The organism is Pseudoalteromonas shioyasakiensis, assembly GCF_022398475.1.
Classification (GTDB): domain Bacteria; phylum Pseudomonadota; class Gammaproteobacteria; order Enterobacterales; family Alteromonadaceae; genus Pseudoalteromonas.
The window spans coordinates 1-21,308 of sequence record NZ_JAKEVM010000037.1 but is presented as its reverse complement, the minus strand read 5'-3'; the positions used below and the strand labels follow the sequence as shown (position 1 = coordinate 21,308).

Here is a 21,308-nt window from a genome sequence, read left to right as displayed (position 1 = left end):
TAGTTACAGCTCGTTTAGTAGGCTTGCGTTAACTATCCTATGGATAAATGCCGAGCGCAAATAAAATCGCTCAACACAGAATTTGAAAAATAATGAATTAAAGGAGATAGCGCTTTTGATCAAAGCTATTTTTCAAAGGAAGGGCTTTTAATGTTCGATATTGAATAATTAATTATCGTTTTTCGGTAATTTTAGTTTGTTTTTTAACTTATCTAGTGCCATAGTAGTTTTTTTACTAGAAGGATCGTGAAAATGAAATTTGGTTCTATTGCAGTGGTTTCGCTGATTGTGCTGTTATTAACTGGTTGTACGACAATTAAAGTTGAGGAATCTCACTTTTTATATCCGGATAAAAAAATAACGATGCAGGAAATACAAAGTGTTAATGCCACCGCCAAAACGCAGGAGATAACTTTAAACACCGATGAGGGTACTAGACTTAAGGGTACCCTTATTAAAGTTGCAGATGCTCGTGCTACGGTAATTTACTTCGGTGGTAACCAGTTTCGCGTTAGTGCCGCAGGTGGGGAACCAGCCAAGCTACTTTTACCTTTTCAAGTTAATATTTTAATGATGGATCATCGTGGTTATGGGCTTAGTTCTGGAGTACCTAGCGTAGCTAATCTGCAAGCTGATGCATTACAGGTATTTGATTATGTAAAAGGCAGATCAGACCTAAATACTTTGCCTGTGGTGATCCATGGTCATTCTTTAGGAAGTATGATTGCAGGTTATCTTGCCAGTCAGCGTAACGTTGATGCTCTGGTACTCGAAGGGAGTGTGACAAATGTTGAACAGATGACAGCAGCACGTATTCCGTGGTTTGCTAAACCGTTTGTTAGTGTTGAGTTTAGTGAAGAGATTAAACAAGTCGATAATTTAAAAGCGTTACAAGTTTATCAAGCACCGCTATTAATAATCACCGGTGAAAAAGACACTCAAACTCCACCTGAGTTAGCTAAATCACTATATCAATATGCAAAATCTCAGCAAAAGCAGATTTACATTGCAAAAGGGAAGCACCATTCTAATGCGTTAACAGGTAAGCAGTTAGCGACTCATTATGAGCAACTTCTAAAACAAATAACACTGAGTAAATCGTCATGAAAAAAATTGTTTGGATGAGTTCGTTTATCCTAAGTCTGCTAATTTTTACGCTTATTAGCTTGTTAGTAACAAGCATTATTGTGCTTTTCAGTGACAGTAATGTTTTAAGTTTTACACAAAGTAATGGTGCGCATATGTGGATTGGTCTTGAAGTCAGCGGCTCCTGGCAAGGAGTAGCACAAACATTAAATGAGCATGGTTTTGATAGTGTTTTATGGCTTGGTCTTGTGCAATTGCTACCGTTTATTCTGATCAACATAATTTTGATTCGGTTATTTTTGCTTTACCGACGTGGATCCTTCTTCGCTATTGAAAATATACAATGTTTTAAATGGTTAGGTGGCGTATTATTGGCGCAATTTGCACTAGTTGTGTGCTACCCGTCACTACTTATAACTCTTCTTAACTTGGCAACAGGATCAGATATCGGAAGGGTCGTGGCTATACAAGATACTGATATTATAGGCTTAGTGATGGGATTAATTATTTATGTTATTGGTTGGATCATGGGTCAAGCGCAGCAGCTACAAAAAGAGCAAGAGTTAGTGATTTAATGGCGATTATTATTGATTTAGATGTAGTGTTAGCTAAGCGAAAAATGAAGTCTGCAGAATTAGCTGAAGCGATAGGTATTACGCCACAAAACTTATCAGTTCTTAGAGCTGGACGAGCTAAAGCTGTGCGCTTTACGACCTTAGATGCAATTTGTAAGCACTTAGGCTGTCAGCCTGGTGATATTCTGCGTTTTGAGGATGACTAACGAAAAATAAGCTTTGTTTGTTTAGTTTGAGAGTCTTTCAATAACTTGCGATATTTTGCTGGGGTGATGTGCATTATTGCTTTGAATTCTTTGATTAAATGAGGCTGATCGGTAAAGCCACATTCAAGTGCAATATCTGCAAAGCTCATTTCAGGGTTATCTTTAATTGCTTGTTTAGCAAGTTTTACTCGGTAGATACGCTCAAAATACTTAGGGGTAACGCCGCATTGATCCTTAACTTGTCTTTCGAGCTGTCGTTGACTGAGTGGGGCAAGTTGGTAAGCAGTTTCGAGTGGCGTTAACTCTATAAGGTTACTGATTAGGTGTTTTGAGTGCCTGTTGCTGTGGTTAATGTTTTTATTATCAGTAAAGTGGTGGCTAATAAGTGCAACAAACGCGGCTAAGCTGGCATCATTTTGCAGATCTTCGGCAATTTCACATAGTGACTGCTCTGCAATGAGTGGGTGAGCATTACGCTTTAGTTCAGACAATACGGTTGGGTTAAAACGAATACCACAAAACTGCGCATCGTGTGAAAATGTGACTTTAGATGCTTGAGTCGATGTTTCTTGCACTGCATAAGGGGCAGCAAGCGGCTTGTCATCAAGCAAAACTTCACCAGCAACAGGAAACACAAGCCCTGTGGCACCATCGCAGGCAAGCCATTGCTCTCCTTGAGAGTGCGCTGTGGCATACCAAATAGCTTGTATGCTATCGGCAAGATTGCCCTTTGGAGTCATTAATTCGAGCGTTAAATGGTTACTCATTAAACTTCACTGCCTCTATCGATAGCGAAAGTATCATCAATTGAATAGCGTTGTGTCAATTTTTAGTCCAAAAGTAAGCTACTTTAAGGGCTGTTATTCGCACCCTGTTTTTAATCCTGCTATGCTACGCCCATTAGCAATCACTGAGTATTTGAGATGATTAACGATAACGATGTAATTGAAACATTAGACGAGTTAGAAACATTTTTACGCCTAGTTGAAACTGGCGGTTTAGGGCTAGAGAATGTAACAGGTGTAGCCCTTGCAACCAATAATAGTGATGGCCGCCCATTTATTGCGGTACTTGATGATAAACATCAACTTTTACTTGGCCGTTACGTGACAAGTGAAGTGTATGAAAACGGTAAAGATATGGTGCGTTACGGCACTAAAAAGCCGCATTAATCATCACTGTTTACCAATAAAAATAGGGCGAAGACGCCCCATTTTTATTGGTATTCGGCAAGCTCTCTGTGAATGCTCATTACCAGTTCATTAGGAATGCATAATTGGTTAGCGAGCGTGTCTAAGTAGTGTTTAGAAATAGCTTGGTTTAAATCAATTGCGCTGGCACTAGCTGCATATACTTCAATACCCATTTGTGCGTTAGGCACAGCGGCAACTAACTCTGATAGTTGCATTGGTTTTCTTAGCTCATCGAACAGCATGGCCTTTTCTTGCACAGACAATTGCATTGTTTCTACTTGTGCGAAGATTTTTTGTCTTTCCGTTTCATCAATGTGGCCATCAGCATAGGCGGCTGCAATCATAGCGCGCATGAGTAATAATTGCCCATCATTATGGTTATCGTCGATTACATCAGTAAATGACTGCTCAGATAGCGTGGCGGGGGTAATATCAAAACCACGAGAACTAGTTTGCTGTACTGGAGCCGCTTTTTGTTCTGAGTATTGTTTATAGGCTTTCCAAGCAAGGCCACCGACAGCAGCAAGTGCACCATATTTTACGGCTTTTTTACTGCTCTTTTTACTTTTTCCGCCCATTAAGCTCGTTAGTCCGCCCCCAGCAACACCCCCTAAAAAACCACTCAGCGCACCTGATTTATTTAAATTACCCACTAACTTTTGTAAGTCTTTCATTGTTCTCTCCTTGCAGTTATGTGCCCAGATTAGGTGATTTAAAATGAAAAGGAAACGAGATAAATGTTACAAAACACATCAGGTAACAATTATCTGCTTTAGGTACTTATCTTTAGCTTGCTTAAAATACACCCAGTACTATAAGTTAGGGTTTCTGTTTAATTAATAATAAGGAAAAACTCATGGCAGATAATTACACACCACCTGAAGCAAGCCTTCAGATGGCATCTGAAAATAACTCAGGGCAGGGGAAGGTAGACGATTTACCCGAGGGCATTAAAGGCTTTAGTTGGGGCGCTTTCTTGCTAAGTTGGATTTGGGCAATTGGCAACAGCACTTGGATTGGCTTATTGGCCTTAGTGCCTTATGTTGGTTTTATTGTGTCGATTTATCTGGGCTTTAAAGGCCGAGAAATGGCATGGCAAAATAAACGTTGGGATAGTGTTGAGCATTTTCAACGAGTACAAAAACAATGGTCATTTTGGGGCGTGTTGATCATTGGTGGCATATTTTTATTGGGTATTGTAGCGGCGATAGCTATCCCTGCTTACCAAGCCAATGTCTAACTTATAAACAGAGCGAAAAGCCAGTATTTACTGGCTTTTTTTATGCCTGAAATGGTCAAAATATGGGTTTAATTACTTACTGAGTTATTATGTTTTTCATTCTTTATTTTATGATAATCGTAAAATAAAGTTTGACAATCATAAATCCGCTGTGTACTTTTTAGACTATGAAAATACGAATCAACCTAGATATAGAATTGGCAAAGAACAAAATGCAGCTGAAAGAGCTATCTCAGCGCATTGATATTTCTATGACCAATTTATCATTACTAAAAAACGGAAAAGTGAAAGCGATCCGCTTTAGTACCCTTGAAGCTATTTGTGAAGAGCTTAATTGCCAACCCGGCGATATTTTGGTGTACGAACGCGATAGCGAATAACTTTACAACGCAACAGGATTTTGGAGGGCATATGCTCAACCGTGATTATTTACTACCCGGCATAGCAGCGGGGTTACTTGCCATAATTTTTCCTATGTACTGGATTTCAGTATTTGGCGAAACACTTGATGGCTTAGGCGAGGCGCTTAAGCTCGATTTGCAAAGCTTAAACTTTTCAGACCTTGTGTTTGTACTCATTGGTGCACTTGAAATCTATGTGTACCTGAGTTTACGCAAGGCACTAAAAGATATGTTCGATGTTGAAGGTGTACGCATACTGTTATGTGTGTTGGCGGTGTTGGTATTAGCTTTTCATGCCACTGTGTTATGCGATGTTTATCTTGCTGTTGCAGGTGATAAAGCATCGAATGATGTAGTAGAAAGTATTTCAATTATTGCCATGGTGGTCTCGGCTGGGAGTTTAGGCTTGTATGCGTTAGTGGGTTTGATCACAGCCGCATTATTACTAACAAAGCGCCATGGAATGTCATCGTTGCTAACGGTGTTTTCTATCCTATTGTTGCTAATGTGCATCTTACAGCTAACGGTGATTTTTGCTTATTTGAATGTGTTTTTATTCCCAGCAGCATTATTAATTTTAATGGTGTTCTTTATCAAAAAACCTGAGCAAATCGAAGTGATTTAACAGCGCTTTGTAACACAAGGAATAGGGTATGAGCTGGTTTAAAACGATTCTGTTAACGCTATTTTTGTCATTTGTTTGGGCTGCTACCTGTGTATATGGTGGTGTCAGTGGTTGGTTTTTAAAACCCATTGCCGAAACGGGCAACACTGAGCAATTTATTGCTAATAGTCAGGCGCTGATTGCCAACAATCAAGCAAACATCGCTTATGTTTTGATTGAAAATGGCCAAGTGGTTTTTCAAGATTACTCAAAAAGCAAAGATGAAATAACTGCAAATACTTTGTTCCCAGTGGCATCGCTCAGTAAATTTATTACCGCCTATGGTGTGATGAGTCTGGCAGAGCAGCAGCAAGTCCGTTTAGATCACGCTATTAATGAGCAACTGACGGGTTGGCAGTTACCTGAATCAGAGTTTGATAATCAAACCGTTAGCCTTGCTCATCTGTTATCTCATACTGCGGGGCTTGGTGATGGCTTAGGCTTTGCTGATATTCCTCTAAATGAAAGCGTACCAAGCTTGCTTGAGTCGCTCAACAAGCCGCTATCATCAACGGGTGTGCGTGAAATAAAAGTCACCAAGCCTGTGGGCGATTTTAAGTATTCTGGGGGCGGCTATTTAATGCTGGAGCTGCTGGTAGAAGAAAAAACGAATCAACGCTTTGCAACTTGGATGGCTGATAACGTCTTTAAGCCAGTCAATATGACTGATGCCAGTTACGATGTACTCACTGAGTTAGACAACATCGCACCTGCTTATGATAAAAGCGGGCAAGCTGCGGGGCATTTTCAATACGCATCGGCAGCAGCAACAGGCTTACTGGCAAGTAGCCATGACTTAATCGCTTTAGTGCAAGCATTAACATCACCTCAAACAGGGCAGTTAAGCCTGCAAATGATCAGCTCCATGCGAGAGCCATTGGCAATTAGCTTAGGCGCACCAATTTGGGGGCTAGGTACCATGCTTTATGCACCAACAGCATCGGGAGATTTTGTCTTTGGCCATGATGGCGCGAATGAGCCAGCAATAAATAGCACACTTCGCATCAACCCAGATAACAATGATGCAATCATCGTACTTAGTAGCGGCGGTGAACATATTGCATCAAAGCTCGGTTATGAATGGACGCTTTGGCAAACCGGTTACCCCGACTTTTTAGCGTTTGATGTTGCCTTGCAAAGTGCTTTTGTACCTTGCTTAATAGGCCTTGGCATCATCTTGATAGGTATGCTTTTGGTGCGCTTCAAAAAAGCGAAATAAGCAATTGATGTTAGGTTTAAATTATTTTTCTGCTTTACCCGGTAATTAGTAGCATTGTCATTGTTCATTAACGTGAACAGCTATAGTATTTGCTATACATTGATTATTCAGGGTAGGGCGCATGTTACGATTTTTTTCTATAGACCAAGGTGTGATCACAGAAACTGAGCCAGCTGCTGATACACCGCTTGTTACTTCTATTAAAAATGCCCACTGGATTGATACCATAAATCCGACTGAAGAAGAACGACAAGCGCTGGCAAGCACGCTTAATATCACCTTACCTGGTGCTGATGATGTTGAAGAAATCGAGGCCTCTTCCCGTTGTTTTATTGACCATGAAGGTTTGCATGTGCATGCGCTTTTCATGTCACCAAATGAAGGGCGCTTTAATACGGTAACCGTGGCTTGCTTGCTACAAGACAACTGCTTGCTGACAATCCGCGATGATGAACTAGCTGATTTTCGTCTATTACGACTACGTGCTCGGAAAGGGCAGGTAGCGTGTGATAATCCGAAGCAACTTTTGGTGACTTTATTTGACCAAAAAGTCGAAAACCACGCTGATATGCTTGAAGACATGCATCACCAGTTAGAAAAACTCAGTGCCTATGTACTTGAAGAGGATGACTCAGACTTAGAAGAAGCTGTTAGTCGAATTTCGCGCCTTGAAGATAATAACGGTAAAGTGCGTTTATGTTTGATGGATACGCGCCGGAATATCTCGTTTTTACTGCGCCACCTAGGAGCGCCGACAGAAGACCGCGAGTCACTTCGTGAAATTGTACTGGATATTGATACCCTTATGTCTCACTGTACATTTTTGTTTGATAAGGTGAATTTCTTAATGGACTCGACTCAGGGTTTTATTAACATCGAACAAAACCAAATTATCAAAACCTTCTCTATTGCCTCAGTGGTGTTTTTACCGCCGACCGTTGTCGCCAGTATCTATGGGATGAATTTTAACAGCATGCCTGAACTGCAATGGGCATGGGGTTACCCGTTTGCAATTGGCATTATGTTGCTGTCTGGCTTTGCACCTTACTTGTTCTTTAAACATAAAGGTTGGTTGTAACAAAGCATAAAAAAGCCCAGCAAATGCTGGGCAAGGGGTCTTCGGATAGACCTAGGGGGTTTAACCTTTCAATTCGCCGGTAGACGATTCGATATGTGCACGAACAAACCATTGGAATTGTTCTAAGTCAGCCAGTTGGCCAGTGATCATATCTTCAGAAACTGGGTCTAGCTCACCAAGCTTATCGATAGCTGCACGGTGGTCTTTATTGACTCCGTTATACACTTTATCAAGCGCTGTTAGATGGTCAGTAACTAAGCCTTTACCAATTGAATAATCTTGCCAAGTACGGCGTTCTACAATTGATTGTGGTGTGCCAACAGGTACGCCGCCCATAGTTGCAATACGCTCTGCAATCGTGTCAGTCATCTCTTGCACTGCGCTTACTTGCGGGTCTAACATTTCGTGTACACCAATAAAATTAGGGCCAACAACATTCCAATGAATGTGTTTTAAAGTGAGGTGTAAATCGATTAAAGCGACCATGCGCTGGTCTAGAATAGCAATCGTGTCAGCTGCAGCTTGGTCTTTAACACCCGGTGCTGTAAATTCTGCGATTTTTGATGATGAATTACTCATTACTCCTCCGAGATTATCTGTAAATTTCCTTTCGCTTTTAATCTAAAAAGCATGTGTAATTACATAGAAGCAAGCGTTGTGCCTAATAATTTTTAAATTATAAGATTCTGAATTTAAAGGGTTAATTTAATTTAGGTCTTGAGTGAGGGTGATACTAGCTAAGAAGAAGTATGAAAACTCTGCACACCTTCTGTAAAAAATTCAGTGTGCAGATACTAATTTACGACTTAAGAAAGTAAAGCCGCCGCTAAACGAACAAAATCAGATGAGGTTAGAATGCCCACTAGGTTGTTATCTTTATCAACCACAGGCATGCAGCCATGACGGTTTTCAACAAAAAACTTAGCAACTTCGTGTAGCGGTTGCTCTGGCGAGATACTGGTAAAATCGGTAGCCATAATATCAACCACTTTAGTTTGCTTTTCCTTGCGTTCGAGGGCGCTGGCACTGTAATTAGCCATGATATTCATTACCTGAGCAATCATGATTTTTTGCGTTAACATGCCAACCAAACCACCATGCTCATTGATCACTGGAATATGGCGGACATTTTTCTCTTTCATTAGATTATGCGCGTCATGCAGGGTATTTTGCGCGCTAATGGCGAATGGGTCTGGCGTCATCAAATCACTAACTAGGTGTGTCATGGCTAAATCCTTACAATTAATCAAGTTGTGGTAAGTCTAGCGCTTATCGAGTTAATTGCACTTTAGTGAGATCAAAGTTTTAGTGATTAACGGTGCAAGTACCTGCATTATTTTGCTGACAATAATGAAAGTCTAAATAATAGTGAGACTTAGCTGGTCGTTCACCTTTAGTGAGGTATTGATACATTAATTCAGCAGATAGACGGCCCATTTCAAATGGGTTTTGACCAATATTGGCCGATGATAATCCTTGCTGTAATACTTCTAATTGCATTTGCTCAGTATCGGCAGAAACGATCACCACCTCTTGATTAGCAATACGTTGCTTATGTTTAGCAATCACGTTTGCATAATTAGGGTTAAATTGGGCAAAGCCCGCTACCGCTAAAAATAGTGGTGGATTTTCAAGGTTAAGAAGTTTGTCGAGTTGACCGAGGGAGACCTCTCGCTTGCCTAAGCTATATAAAGGGCATCTATCAAACTCACTCCAGCCATTTTCACCACTTAAACGTTTATTTTTTTGCCCTGACAACGCATAGCGAGCACCTTCAATGCGCTTGTTTAAATTAGGTGTTGTTGAGTGCCCTGATTGAATACACACCTGGTTACTTTCTTTGCTGGTGAATTTTTTTAATTCGTTCCCCAAGGCCACCCCGTAATCAAAATTGTTGGTACCTACATAAGCTAAACGGTACTGCTGATCTTCTTCGAGCAGATCAGAGTCAAAAGTGATCACAGGAATATTGTTATCTTTAAGCTGTTTAAGGGCTCTTTCAACAAGGTAATTGGAATCTGTGGTTGCGATTAATAAACCACTAATGTTGTTCCTGCGAACAAGGTCGGTGATCACTAATACTTGCGTGCGAATATCTTGAAAGTCTTTGGGGCCATCGTAAATACATTCAAAATCGAGATGCTGTTTTGCAAATTGCTCACACCCTTTAAAGGCTTGCTGATAAAAGCTATCGTTTTTGGTTTTACCCACAACTGCCACCACATATTTAGCCTGAATTGGCAGGGCAAAAAGCCAAAAACTGGTACACAAAAGTACCCAGTTTAATTTAAAATTTAATAATACTTTTAAGGACATAGCACTACATATTGCAAGTTAAGCACGAGCTAATTATAGTGACAGAGTTGGAATTTACAAGATTGATAGAAAGGTATTTGTTTTCGTGGCGTCTCTAGTTATTTACTCCTTGTTTAGGCTGTTTGTTTCTATGCGATTACGACCATTATTTTTCGCTGCATAAACGGCTTTGTCTGCGCGGTTTACTAAGCTTTCAAAGCTGTCATTTGGTTGCCAATTGGTTAAACCAAAGCTAGCAGTAACCGATATACGATGTTCTCGATAAGCTATTTGACTGGTTTCAAATGTTTTACGTAGGCCCTCTAAAAATTGCTTAGCCGAGCTGATGTCGGTAGCAAAGAACAACAGTAAAAATTCTTCACCACCAAGGCGGCAACATAAGTCACCTTTATTTAAATGCTGTTTCATTAGATCAGAGAACACTTCAAGTACTAGGTCACCGCCATCATGCCCGTAACTATCATTAATACGTTTGAAGTAATCAATATCAACTACGCAGGCGAATAAGCTAGATGTTTGACTTGGGCTGAATAGTTGCTGTTGTTCAATAATGAATTGCAGCCCGCGGCGATTGTAGAGCCCGGTAAGCGGGTCTTTTAGAGACAATTCTAAATAACGCTTTTTTTCATCCACCAACAGGGTGGTGATGAGACCGAGGCCAGTCATAACAAACACGGTTGCATGGGCAATGACGGTCAATGAATACAAGGTCGCTAAGTTATGTTCATGGGTAATAATACTTAGCTGTGAAATGGGCACTAATAGTAAAATGCATTGCGCCATTGACAACACAGTGTTGCCAATATTCTTTTCACATACAGCGCGTTTAGTGGTGAAGTAAATAAGTGCGGGTAATACGCTTAATGTAAAGCAGGCTTCGACAAGGGCAAGTTGATTTATATTTTGAGTGAGGAGGGCAAATACAGAAAAAATAGCACCATGCGCAATAATTATCTTATTAAATCGGCTGGGTTCGTCGTGGTTATAAATGGATAATTGTAGCAACGTCATGGAAATCATATAAATCACCACGCCAGAGCGAAAACTTGGCGCAAGGTCTAATAAGTCTTGGATCCACAGCCATGCAAAGCCAATTACACCAAGGTAAAAAAACAGGTTAAATAAGTAAATCGAGCGGTTATTAAAACTACTGCGCATCAGGCGCGTGGCTATAATGGAGCAGGTTACTACCGTAATGAGTAAGAAGACAAAAAAGCCGTGGTAAAAGTAATTCTCTACGTTACTAGCCATGAGTCGCACTGAAAAGCTCTAGGTAAATAAAGCTTAGCACAGGAAAAATTACTCACCTTTAAATCCTACCTATGATTCAAAAATGCTTTAATCGTTAGTTCATTTATTGATAGCTAAGCTTTAAATTTTTAAAGAAGCTACTGCAATGAAAACATGTTTATTTTTAGCCTTATTATTTTGCTCTGGGTCGGTTTTGGCTAATAGCGTCTGTGGTGGAACGACTGCCAATGGCTATGTACGCAATGCAGTAAAACTACCCAGCAAGGGTGATAACTTTACCAGCTACAGCAAAGTGGCTGAGCTGGCAGGGCGTACGTATGTTCATTCGCAGGTAAAAAACATTATTGTTGATGCCTACCAAGCGCTCCAGAAATCCCATCCAGATAAACGATACAAATACGCTGAAACGGGCTTAGAAAATGGCGGGAAATTTAGCCCGCATAAAACTCATCAAAATGGTTTGTCGGTTGATTTTATGACACCTGTTATTAACGAAAAGGGGCTATCAGTTCATTTGCCTACACATGTGTTTAATCGTTTTGGCTACGATATTGAATTTGATAAACAAGGTCAGTTTGAACAGTTTAAGATTGATTATACCGCTTTAGCGGCTCATATTGTTGAGCTGCATAAATCGGCTACAGCAAAAGGTTACGATCTTTGGCGAGTGATCTTTGACCCAACCTTGCAAGCTGGGCTTTATAAAACCAAGTATGCCGACTATTTAAAAGAGCATATTCAGTTTTCGACTAAACCATCCTGGGTGCGACATGACGAGCATTACCATGTCGACTTTTTAGTGCCGTGTGAAAAATAAGCTAAGAAAGCTTGCTCATTTAAAACAAACTAAACATCACTGAAGCAATTAATAGTATTGCCATTAGGTAGTTAAATGCTTTTAAGCGCTTTGGGCTGGCAAGCCAGTGTTGCAGCTTTTCGCCAAGTAAAGTCCACGAGCTGACACACGGCAGGTTAATTAAGCCAAATACGAGACTTACGATTAACACTGAGGTGAGGTTTTTGTCTGGGGCATACAAACTAACCGCGCTTAATGCCATTGCCCAGGCTTTTGGGTTCACCCATTGAAATAGTGCAGCCTGAATAAAAGTAAACGGCTTACTTTCACTACTGGCTTTTTGTTGTGCGTTACTTGTGGCAATTTTAAACGCCAGATATAGCAAGTAAGCAATGCAAAATACTTTTAATATCAAATAGCTTGGAGGGAATAAGTCAAATAGCTGCATGATGCCAAGGCCCACCAAAACCAGCATCAACATAAAGCCAAGCGTCACGCCAAGTAAGTGTGGTGTGGTTTTTTTAAAGCCAAAGTTAGCACCTGAGCTCATCAACATTAAGTTATTTGGTCCAGGGGTAATTGATGACACCAAAGCAAATAATGCCAAGGCTGTTAAAATTTCAAAACTCATCGCTATCTCTCCATTTGAATTAAGATGCAATTATAAGTTGTAGTGCGCGCAATTTTCGCGCTTAATGTTGTTGTGTATGTTTAAGGTCAACAATCAAAAATGAAAAAAGATAAAATTAACGACAGAATATTGCATGAGCTTAAACGCAATGGCCGAATTGCCAATGCCGAGCTGGCTGATAAAGTGGGTTTATCGCCATCGGCATGCCTTCGTAGAGTGCAAGAGCTAGAAAAGCTTGGGGTTATTGCAGGGTATCGGGCGGTTATTAATAATCAGGCTGTTGGCTTAGGATTTATCGCTTATGTTGGGGTTGGTTTAAATGAGCACTCAACAGTATCTCAGCGAGCATTTGAACACGCTCTTGAGTTTATTGATGAAGTAAAAGAGTGCCACAATGTAACTGGCTCGTTCGAATATTTGCTGAGGGTTGAGACGGCGGATCTCAAGTCCTACAAAGCCTTTCATGCAGATGTACTCGGCTCAATTCCACAGGTACGAACCATTACCACTCACGTGGTGATGGAATCACCGAAGGATGAACGCGCTTAACAATAGAGTTTGTACCTTTTTTGTTATTAATTTATTGCGAGCTATAAGGCCTTAGTCTAGAATCTTCGCGTTAAAATAATAATATATAAGGAAATTACGTGAAAACGTTTAAGCCTTTTTTGGCGTTTATAGCTTTAGGTTTATTAGCTGGCTGTCAATCGACAACCGAAACAGGTGTATCGATGGCACGCTTTGAGAGCCCAGAGATCAACAGTGACCCCTTTCACTTTCGTGCAACCGTTGGTACAGATACAAGCAAGATCATTGCGAAAGATACCAGCGAGAGTACATCAACGAGTACTGCGATAACGACTTCGATGAGTATGACCTTAGGTTATTCGACGGAGCTTACCGTTGGGGCTGGTATTGGTGGCGATCATGATTATGAAAAATATGCTATTAAGCATCAGTTTTATGGCAGCCCTTTAGAATCGGCCGTCGAGAAAAACTTCTCTATGGCTGTCAGCCTTGGCTATATTCGCAGTGAAGATGCGGGGTATGGTCCACTATTAGCGGGTAATTATGATGACGATACCTATGATTGGGATTTATCGCACGATACTTATGATATTGCACTCATTTCAGGATACCGCTTAAGCTCAAAAGCCTTATTATACGGCAGTGTCTTTTATCAAAAAGGCACTATCGATGTTGATTATACCCAAATGTATTACCGTACAGAGGAAGGTGATGTATTTTTATCGGGTGCATGCAGTGATACGCCAGAGCAGTGCCTTGATTTTAGTGCTGATTACGATGGTCATAATGCAGGTGTCAGCATTGCACTTGAATATGCATTTACGCATTGGTTCGCTATTACAGGTGAAGCTGTTTATAAATCGATGAACTGGTTTGATCGCAGTGAAAGCGAGACAGCGGCAAATGTAAACTTTGAATTTAGGTTTTAAGTTCGGCTTTTCGAGAAAAAGGCATTAGCAAGCGCTAGTGCCTTTTTTGTTTAACGGGCAGTTAGCGCAATAATCAGCGGCTACAAGTTGGTAGTGTAAGCAGCAGGTTTTACGCATAAATGTCAGCGTATTGTTTTGATCACGAAAGCGATGTTTACCATATAGCTTTTGCCATGGTTGAAAACGCTTTGCTATAAATTCTATCGATTTCTCTGGCCAGCAAGCGATTAACGCTGCGTGGAAAGTATCACTTTGTAAACGTTTTAATAATCCTTCATTTAGCCTGTATTGCAATGGCACGTTATCATTCCAAGCTTGCTGGTGGTCAAATAAATGATTGGCTGCCAGTTCTATCAAATCTGCATTATTAAAAGAGTCATGTTGAACCATGATATTTAAATTAGCCAAACCATAAATATGTGAGCCCGTTACCCGCTGCTTAATATTGACCAGATCAGGAATGCAACCAAGGTGCTCTACACTGGCCACTAATAAGTAAATAACTTGCCAGCTCAGTTGTAAGTAGAGATTGATTGCGACATATCCCTCAGTAACATTTGCCCCTCTTAACTTTATAGCGTTAGCCAAATCGGTTAGTTGCTTGCTAGTTAAACATTGACTGCTAAACCATTGTTCATCGTTTGTTGGCGTTAAGAACGTCAGCAGTGAACACTGCTGACGTAAGGCTAACTCAAGCTTATTATGCTGTTGTGTTTGCAAGTGCATATTGCGCCAATGGGTTTTGCAAATCACCTGCATACTGCAAGCTTGAAGCTGGGTCGGTAATATCAACCATTTGTTGATTATTACGCAGCTGTAAGCGGTTTAAGCATGACAATGGGAATGACTCAGCAAATAAATCATGCTCAGCAAACTTGTCTTTTAGCGCTGGGTGGCTCGCCTGATACTGAACAATTGTATCGGCGACGGCTTGCCAAAATTGTTGTTCGGTCAGTAGGCCATCAGTTACTAAAATTGCCGAAAGGTAGCGGAAGAAGCAATCGAAAATGTCAGTAAAAATAGACAACACGGCAACGCCTTCTGGAATGGTTACCTTAATTCGCTTTATTTCATCATTCACCTCGATGTTACTATTTAATAAGGCAATTTCTTCACCAATGTCTTTAATGAATACGCCTACCGGAACATGATTGTTAAATCGAACGATGAGGTTTTCACCATGTGGCATAAAGACTAAATCATATTGGTAAAAACAATGTAGCAATGGTGTCATATAAGCCTGTAAGTAGTGGGCTAGCCACTTATCAGCACTTAGCCCCGATTTGGCAATTTTAGCACTTACAAATGAACGGCCTTCGCTATCGATATGAAGTAGACTTGCCATAGTGGCAAGGCTTTCATTCTCGTCCATATATTGAGCAGGATTTTCACGCCAAAGAGCCGCCATCATTTTCTTATAAGGGTTATCGCCAAGCGCAGGATGAGTGTAATACTGCTCATCAAAGCCAAGGGTTGCGACTTCTCTTAAAGGTTGAAACTTCAGTGATTTTAAATAGCTATCTTGGTTTACTAAGTCGAACAACCATTGATTTATTGCCGGAGTTACTTTCATATAGGCGCTCGATAAGCCCCGCATAAAGCCCATATTTAAAATCGATAAGGCGGTTTTAACATAGCATTTGTGTGGTTTGCTGATGTTATACAGGGTACGAATTGATTGCTGCGGTAAATAACTATCTTGCGAGTAGCCTAAGCACACAATGTGTTTTTGCGAGATATGATAGCTATAAACATGGACTAATTTGTTGAACCACTGCCATGGGTGCATAGGAAATAACAGATAGTCACTTGGCTTTAAACCTTGCTCAGTTAGTGCTTTTTCAAAGCGCAAACGCTCAGCTACATCAAGCTCATCGGCAATCAAGCTCTCGTATTTATAATCATCGGTACTTTTAAAGGTGGTATGCTGTTTGTGGCACGCAAGCCATATTATTTGAAATGGGTTTGCGGCTTCTGGGGTATATTGGTGAAAATCTTGTGAGTTAAAACCAATGCGGCCATTGTTGGCAATAAAGCTTGGGTGACCCATGGTCATTTGGGTTTCGATCACTTGAAAATCTGCGTCTGCTAATTGCTGAGCGCTATAGCGATTATTTTTAAATTTAAATGCAAAGCCACTGAGTGTGCTCGCGAGTTCTTCGAGATAGGTGCCAAGTATTGATTTGTCTATGTTTAACTTGTCATTACACTCAAGTACAAACGCGATAGCGTCTAATGGCTGGCTGTGGTTAAGCGCCATTTTAGTAATGCTATTTGGATCTACTTGTAGGTGATTAAGCAGCATTGATTCACCTTTAAACTGATAGCTTTGCCCACCCATGGTATGCAACACGTAATGGTTTGGTTTTTCACTGTCGTAGCTAAATAGTCGTTCGTGATAAAACTCACTGAGCATTTTGGCAATCAGTAAACGGTTTGCGTATTGCCACGCTTGTTGGTCTAGATGTGAGGTACTGCAAGATGGCGTTGCTTGTTGCACTGCGGGACCTTGCTGTGAAGTGTCGAATCGAGACGAAAGATGCTGTAAGTAATTAAAATGATCTTTTTCTAAACTACCTAGTAATGCAGTTTTCTCACCTAATTTAATAACTTTATGATGGCTGAAACCTGCCTTTAAGTTAAGGCGATGAATTTTATGATTGGCTACATCTGGCTCCACAATCACTCGCTCACATGAGAGGGTATTAAACATAAACTCTAATACCGACTGCATAACAGCAAGGCTAAACCCTGCCACAGAGAACTGCTTTGGAGCGAGTAAAATATGCATGCCCAAATCGCCGTTTTTAAGCGCTAGGTGGTTCTCAAGTTTCAGTATTTGAGGTTTGTAAATTTCAATTAAAGCAATGGGTGTTTGGTTTATTTCAAGCAAATAGGCTTGTTGATCCTCATCTTTATTGAGTGTTGTATAAAATTCTAAAATTTCTTCGGGTGAATGTTCCATTGCTCCCCAAAACTGAGCTTGTGGGTGTTTAAGCCAAGGGGTAATAGTCGTTAGATCGTGTTCAGGGTTTAATGTTCTGATTTTTACATCACCAAGCAAAGCGTGCTTGATAGGAGTTTCAGTGATGTTTTTCATAATCGTGTTCTCTTAAAAATTAATAACTGTGAATAGGGTCTGTTGAGGTATGTTTGTTGCGTAAAAAAAGCAGATAAAACAAACATAAAGTGATGGCAAAGCCGACAGAACCTGTCAGTAATGGGGTGTTAAGTTCAAAGCGAGATACTAAATCTCCCGCTAAAAATGAGGCGCAGATGACACCGATATTTTGCATAAAATGAAGCTTGGCAAAGTCGCTTGAGTAAAAACGTGGTTCGCTCATTGCAAACAACATGACTTGTAGACGCACGGTTAGTAAAAATAGCCCAATAGCAAATACAACACGGCCGAACACAAGCCATTGCCAGTGTGAACTAAGTTGTATAAATAGGCCGATACTGCTCAACACAAGTGCATAAGCGATTGTTTTACTGTGCTTATTGGTTGCGGCTTTGTTTTTGGTTGTAATCAAAATGATAAGTGCAACCCAAGCCGGGATAGCAAACACAGCGCCAGCTAAAAGTGCATTGCTGAAATTGCTTACTTGTTGCCAAAGTAGCGTAAAGTATGGCGTTGCTAAGAACATGCTGAAGTACACGCCCATAGATATAACTCCTAAGCGAATAATGTAACCAGGGAAACGCTGTCGTTTTACTGATGATGCGCTTAATTCTCGCGGCTTGTAGCTTACTTTTAATAAGTAAATTAAATACAAGCAGAGCATAACTTGTAAGCAGTCACCCGCAGCCATCACTAAATATAAAAAGCGCGGCTCAATACTTTGAATGATCAAGCCACCTAATAAAGCACCGCCAATACCACCAAAGTGTAAAAGCACGCTAAATAAAGCAACGACACCGAGGTGCTGTTGTTTTTCTTCGATACTTAGAACAAAGGGATAAATAAGCAGGTAACTTGCTTTAAATACCAGCATGAGCTGTGATAACAGCCAAAAGCTCCACACGTTTTCGCTATAAAAGCACGCAACACCCAATAGCCCTGCAATTATTTGGGTGATCACCCATAAATACAGCTCATGCACGTGCTGTGCTATTTTCGCCCATACAGGGAAAGCACACATCACGGTGATGCAGCAAACAGCAATATAGGCACCAATGTGATTACTTGATTGCAAACCAAATTGGGCACTAAAAAACTGCGGGTAAAAGGGCAAAATCATGGTGTCGCAAACAACAGATATAATCGTCAGCAGCACCAAGCTTGACTTTAATGCGGGTTGTTTCATGCTATTTGCTTCTGTTTTTCGTTGACAACATCGGGTAAACCAAACTCTTGAAAGGCAATTTGCGTTTCAACAGGATAGGGTGCATAACCTAAGATTGAGCGCAGAATATGGCTGTTTCGATAGCAGGCCATGCCCAGATCTGGCGTTACAAAACCATGACTGTGTAGCTCAGCATTTTGTACAAAAAGCCTTTGTAGCTTGTCGATACTGTAATTTCGCTCAACAGCAAAGCACCCGTTATCTAGCCAATTTATCTCGCTCATTAAGCCACTTAGAAAATCGGGTAACTGATAACTAAAACCTGTTGCCAAAATGACCTGATTACTATGTAAGCTAAATTCAGCCTGCTGTTCACTGTGTCTAAAAACTAACTTACTGCCTTGTTTTTTAATGAGCTCGCTGTTGGTTAGTAACCTTGCGCGGTTTACCCCTTGAATATCAAGTTGATAGAGCTGATCATATATCTGATTAATTAACTCTGAGTTGATGCCTTTGTATAAATTACGTTGCTTGGCTAGTAACTCCTGTTTGGTTGTCTGTTCTAGGTTATAAAAGTAATCAACATACTCTGGAGAGGTCATTTCTAGCGTGAGTTTCGTGTACTCAAGAGGAAAGAAACGCGGCGCTCGCGTTACCCAATTGAGTTGGTAGTTATGCTGTTTAATGTCACACAACAAATCATAAAATACTTCAGCAGCACTTTGACCTGAGCCAATCACAGTAATGCTCTTACTATTTACTAACTCATCCCGTTTATACAGATATTCAGTGGCATGGCAGAGCTGTGTATCTTCTGCCTGAACAGCGGGTGGATAATAAGGTGAGGGACCTGTGCCTAGTACCAGGTGGCGACAATAAAGCGTTTTAGTTTGCTTTGTTGATTCGACAGTGAGTACATAGAGCTGCTTAGTGTGATCAAACTGGCAATGAATGACTTTATGACCAAATTGTATGTTACTTAATTGGCTTGCTGCCCATTGGCAATACTGGTTGTATTGCTCACGTAGTAAAAAGAAACTTTCTCGAATATAAAACTGATACAGCTTACCTTGTTGTTTCGCGTAGTTTAAAAAGCTGTATGGATTGGTTGGATCTGCCAATGTAACTAAATCAGACATAAACGGTGTTTGTAACGTAACACCATCGAGCATAAGCCCAGGATGCCAATTAAACTCATCACGTTGTTCTAAAAATAGCGAATCAAGTGTTTCAATTGGTTCAGCTAAACATGCTAAGCTGAGGTTAAACGGACCAAGACCCACGGCAATTAAATCGTATACTTTATTCATGGCTAGTTTCCTCAACTTTTAGGCGTGCCTTGATGCTGTAGGCGCAGGCTTTAATATCAGCTGCAATACTTTTAATGTCTTCAATTTGTGTGTTTGGATTAAGTAACGTGAACTTTAAGTAGTTGATACCTCTAAATTTGGTGCGAGCAATGGCACACTCACCTTGTTTGAATAGCTCATCTTTAATTTGATAATTAAGCAGGTTTAATTGCTCATCACTGAGGCTTTTATCGTTAAAGCGAAACACTAAAGTGCTGAGTTCAGGTTGGTGAATTAGCTCAAATTCTGGGTCTTGTTTGAGCGCTACATAACTACTACGGGCTAATGCCATAACAGAAGAAAACACTTTGCCAATCTGTTCGTGGCCCATAATGCGTAAAGTTAGCCAAAGTTTTAAGGCATCAAAACGGCGAGTAGTTTGAATGCTTTTATCAACAAGGTTTGGCGCTGCTTGTGGGTTGTCGTTAAACGGATTTAAATAATCAGCATGATGAGTTAAATGTTTAAATTGTTTTTTATTAGCAACAATAAATGCACTGCTACTGACAGGTTGTAAGAATGATTTGTGGTAATCTAACGTCACCGAGTCAGCCTGTTCAATGCCATTGAGTAAGTGACGGTGATCGTCTGCGGCAAGTAGTCCACAGCCATAAGCGGCATCGACATGAAGCCATAAATTATCAGCTTTGCACCGTGCTTTTAGCTTATCGATAGGGTCTATTGAACCAAAGTCAGTTGTGCCTGCGGTAGCGACAAGCGCTATAGGAATATTGCCTTTTGCTTTACATTCATCAATCGCTGCATCAAGTGCGGCTAGGTCCATTTTAAACTCTTTATCAACTGTAACCGGAACAACCGCGTTATAGCCAAGGCCCAGTAAAGCGGCTGACTTTTGAATACTAAAATGGCTGACTTCAGAGCAAAAAATACGGTAGCGATGAGCATCTGGACCTAAACCAAAATCGCGATTTAGGTGCCCAGATAAACGCTCTGCTGCATGGTCTCTAGCAAGTAACAATGCCATTAAATTAGATTGACTGCCGCCACTTGTAAATATGCCATCGGCAGCAGCACTTAAGCCAATGCGTTCGATACTCCAGTCAATTAACTTTTGCTCAATGAGCGTCCCGCCAGCACTTTGGTCCCAGGTGTCTAACGAAGAATTTATAGCAGTTAGTAACTGTTCGGCTATCACCGCAGGGTAAGCAACGGGGCAGTTTAGGTGGGCAACATATTTTGGATGATGAAAGTAGACTGCATGATCTAAATATAGAGATTTTATTTCGCCTAGCGCTTGCTCAACGTTATTGAGAGGTTGGTTTAGTTCAACACTGGCAATTTGTTTACTGAGCTCCTTATGACAGACACCAGAATGAACTTGTTTTGCTGAACGCAATGCTTGGTGGATGAGCGACAGTGTTTGCATTGAAGCCATCTCATATTTGAGTAAATTATTTTCGTTAAAAATAAACGCATGGGGTTGTTCATCAACATTTATTGATGAATGAGTATTAAGCACGGGGGCTAATTGATTCACGACTCAATTCCTTCTTAGTTAATTTTAATAGGGATCGTAATGATAGTGATTCTCAATATCAA

The 21,308-nt window shown here is 40.6% G+C and carries 24 protein-coding genes; 12 read left to right on the top strand and 12 right to left on the bottom strand.

What is annotated here, in order from left to right; translation table 11 throughout:
• Positions 1–252: 252 nt before the first annotated feature.
• The 3 genes from L1D51_RS09010 to L1D51_RS09000 are packed head-to-tail and all read left to right on the top strand — an operon-like array spanning position 253 to position 1,867.
• The gene (locus L1D51_RS09010) at positions 253–1,107 is read left to right on the top strand and encodes an alpha/beta hydrolase (RefSeq protein WP_235575450.1); all 855 of its coding nucleotides are present in this window, start codon (positions 253–255) and stop codon (positions 1,105–1,107) included.
• Positions 1,104–1,661: a DUF2975 domain-containing protein gene (locus L1D51_RS09005; protein ID WP_055198419.1), complete on the top strand. Its 558-nt coding sequence runs from the start codon at positions 1,104–1,106 to the stop codon at positions 1,659–1,661. Before L1D51_RS09010 ends, L1D51_RS09005 begins: the two co-directional genes overlap by 4 nt.
• On the top strand, positions 1,661–1,867 hold the full coding sequence (locus tag L1D51_RS09000) for a helix-turn-helix domain-containing protein (RefSeq protein WP_054560721.1): 207 nt from the start codon (positions 1,661–1,663) through the stop codon (positions 1,865–1,867). The genes L1D51_RS09005 and L1D51_RS09000 overlap by 1 nt, the downstream gene beginning before the upstream one ends.
• Here L1D51_RS09000 and L1D51_RS08995 read toward each other — a convergent pair.
• A complete protein-coding gene (locus tag L1D51_RS08995; RefSeq protein ID WP_239963475.1) occupies positions 1,864–2,634 on the bottom strand; it encodes an AraC family transcriptional regulator in 771 nt (256 codons plus the stop codon). The two genes, L1D51_RS09000 and L1D51_RS08995, sit on opposite strands and share 4 nt — an antisense overlap.
• Positions 2,635–2,790: 156 nt before the next feature.
• On the opposite strand from L1D51_RS08995, the gene L1D51_RS08990 reads away from it, so the two are divergent.
• Positions 2,791–3,039 (top strand): hypothetical protein, encoded by a 249-nt coding sequence (locus L1D51_RS08990; protein WP_054560719.1) that lies wholly within the window; start codon positions 2,791–2,793, stop codon positions 3,037–3,039.
• 44 nt (positions 3,040–3,083) lie between these two features.
• Here L1D51_RS08990 and L1D51_RS08985 read toward each other — a convergent pair whose 3' ends face one another.
• Positions 3,084–3,734: a tellurite resistance TerB family protein gene (locus L1D51_RS08985; RefSeq protein WP_055021297.1), complete on the bottom strand. Its 651-nt coding sequence runs from the start codon at positions 3,732–3,734 to the stop codon at positions 3,084–3,086.
• Between the two features lie 182 nt (positions 3,735–3,916).
• Between L1D51_RS08985 and L1D51_RS08980 the strand changes: the two genes are divergently transcribed.
• The 5 genes from L1D51_RS08980 (at position 3,917) to corA (ending at position 7,662) form a co-directional block, all read left to right on the top strand.
• A complete protein-coding gene (locus L1D51_RS08980) occupies positions 3,917–4,300 on the top strand; it encodes a hypothetical protein (RefSeq protein WP_055021296.1) in 384 nt (127 codons plus the stop codon).
• A gap of 167 nt (positions 4,301–4,467) precedes the next feature.
• On the top strand, positions 4,468–4,680 hold the full coding sequence (locus tag L1D51_RS08975; protein WP_054560716.1) for a helix-turn-helix domain-containing protein: 213 nt from the start codon (positions 4,468–4,470) through the stop codon (positions 4,678–4,680).
• Between the two features lie 31 nt (positions 4,681–4,711).
• Positions 4,712–5,326 carry a hypothetical protein gene (locus L1D51_RS08970; RefSeq protein ID WP_054560715.1) on the top strand — a complete coding sequence of 205 codons (615 nt, stop codon included), beginning with the start codon at positions 4,712–4,714 and terminating at the stop codon, positions 5,324–5,326.
• Between the two features lie 28 nt (positions 5,327–5,354).
• Positions 5,355–6,584: a serine hydrolase domain-containing protein gene (locus L1D51_RS08965; RefSeq protein WP_239963474.1), complete on the top strand. Its 1,230-nt coding sequence runs from the start codon at positions 5,355–5,357 to the stop codon at positions 6,582–6,584.
• 121 nt (positions 6,585–6,705) lie between these two features.
• On the top strand, positions 6,706–7,662 hold the full coding sequence (gene corA, locus L1D51_RS08960) for a magnesium/cobalt transporter CorA (RefSeq protein WP_055021294.1): 957 nt from the start codon (positions 6,706–6,708) through the stop codon (positions 7,660–7,662).
• Between the two features lie 60 nt (positions 7,663–7,722).
• Here corA and dps read toward each other — a convergent pair whose 3' ends face one another.
• The 4 genes from dps to L1D51_RS08940 form a co-directional block, all read right to left on the bottom strand.
• On the bottom strand, positions 7,723–8,241 hold the full coding sequence (gene dps / locus L1D51_RS08955; RefSeq protein ID WP_054551887.1) for a DNA starvation/stationary phase protection protein Dps: 519 nt from the start codon (positions 8,239–8,241) through the stop codon (positions 7,723–7,725).
• A gap of 227 nt (positions 8,242–8,468) precedes the next feature.
• The gene (locus L1D51_RS08950) at positions 8,469–8,888 is read right to left on the bottom strand and encodes a CBS domain-containing protein (RefSeq protein ID WP_054551886.1); all 420 of its coding nucleotides are present in this window, start codon (positions 8,886–8,888) and stop codon (positions 8,469–8,471) included.
• A gap of 79 nt (positions 8,889–8,967) precedes the next feature.
• Positions 8,968–9,873: a substrate-binding domain-containing protein gene (locus L1D51_RS08945; protein ID WP_235575449.1), complete on the bottom strand. Its 906-nt coding sequence runs from the start codon at positions 9,871–9,873 to the stop codon at positions 8,968–8,970.
• A gap of 207 nt (positions 9,874–10,080) precedes the next feature.
• On the bottom strand, positions 10,081–11,229 hold the full coding sequence (locus tag L1D51_RS08940; protein WP_082401538.1) for a GGDEF domain-containing protein: 1,149 nt from the start codon (positions 11,227–11,229) through the stop codon (positions 10,081–10,083).
• A 145-nt stretch (positions 11,230–11,374) separates the two neighbouring features.
• Here L1D51_RS08940 and L1D51_RS08935 point away from each other — a divergent pair, with 145 nt between their 5' ends.
• On the top strand, positions 11,375–12,046 hold the full coding sequence (locus L1D51_RS08935; RefSeq protein ID WP_054560710.1) for a penicillin-insensitive murein endopeptidase: 672 nt from the start codon (positions 11,375–11,377) through the stop codon (positions 12,044–12,046).
• A gap of 19 nt (positions 12,047–12,065) precedes the next feature.
• On the opposite strand, the gene L1D51_RS08930 is transcribed toward L1D51_RS08935, so the two are convergent.
• Positions 12,066–12,656, bottom strand: coding sequence for a LysE family translocator (locus L1D51_RS08930; protein ID WP_239963473.1), 591 nt, complete (start codon positions 12,654–12,656; stop codon positions 12,066–12,068).
• 99 nt (positions 12,657–12,755) lie between these two features.
• Between L1D51_RS08930 and L1D51_RS08925 the strand changes: the two genes are divergently transcribed.
• Both L1D51_RS08925 and L1D51_RS08920 read left to right on the top strand, forming a co-directional pair.
• Positions 12,756–13,205, top strand: a complete 450-nt coding sequence (locus L1D51_RS08925) for an Lrp/AsnC family transcriptional regulator (RefSeq protein ID WP_054551870.1) — start codon at positions 12,756–12,758, stop codon at positions 13,203–13,205.
• A gap of 98 nt (positions 13,206–13,303) precedes the next feature.
• On the top strand, positions 13,304–14,113 hold the full coding sequence (locus L1D51_RS08920) for a hypothetical protein (RefSeq protein WP_054560708.1): 810 nt from the start codon (positions 13,304–13,306) through the stop codon (positions 14,111–14,113).
• A gap of 24 nt (positions 14,114–14,137) precedes the next feature.
• On the opposite strand, the gene L1D51_RS08915 is transcribed toward L1D51_RS08920, so the two are convergent.
• From L1D51_RS08915 to L1D51_RS08895, 5 genes are read right to left on the bottom strand one after another with little or no spacing between them, the layout of a single operon-like run.
• Positions 14,138–14,839, bottom strand: a complete 702-nt coding sequence (locus L1D51_RS08915) for a (2Fe-2S)-binding protein (protein WP_054560707.1) — start codon at positions 14,837–14,839, stop codon at positions 14,138–14,140.
• Positions 14,814–17,213: a GNAT family N-acetyltransferase gene (locus tag L1D51_RS08910; protein WP_239963472.1), complete on the bottom strand. Its 2,400-nt coding sequence runs from the start codon at positions 17,211–17,213 to the stop codon at positions 14,814–14,816. The genes L1D51_RS08915 and L1D51_RS08910 overlap by 26 nt, the downstream gene beginning before the upstream one ends.
• A gap of 19 nt (positions 17,214–17,232) precedes the next feature.
• On the bottom strand, positions 17,233–18,420 hold the full coding sequence (locus L1D51_RS08905) for an MFS transporter (RefSeq protein WP_054560705.1): 1,188 nt from the start codon (positions 18,418–18,420) through the stop codon (positions 17,233–17,235).
• Positions 18,417–19,709: a lysine N(6)-hydroxylase/L-ornithine N(5)-oxygenase family protein gene (locus L1D51_RS08900; protein ID WP_239963471.1), complete on the bottom strand. Its 1,293-nt coding sequence runs from the start codon at positions 19,707–19,709 to the stop codon at positions 18,417–18,419. The genes L1D51_RS08905 and L1D51_RS08900 overlap by 4 nt, the downstream gene beginning before the upstream one ends.
• Complete coding sequence (locus L1D51_RS08895; RefSeq protein ID WP_239963470.1) at positions 19,702–21,246, bottom strand: pyridoxal phosphate-dependent decarboxylase family protein; 1,545 nt, start codon at positions 21,244–21,246, stop codon at positions 19,702–19,704. The genes L1D51_RS08900 and L1D51_RS08895 overlap by 8 nt, the downstream gene beginning before the upstream one ends.
• Positions 21,247–21,308: the final 62 nt, after the last annotated feature.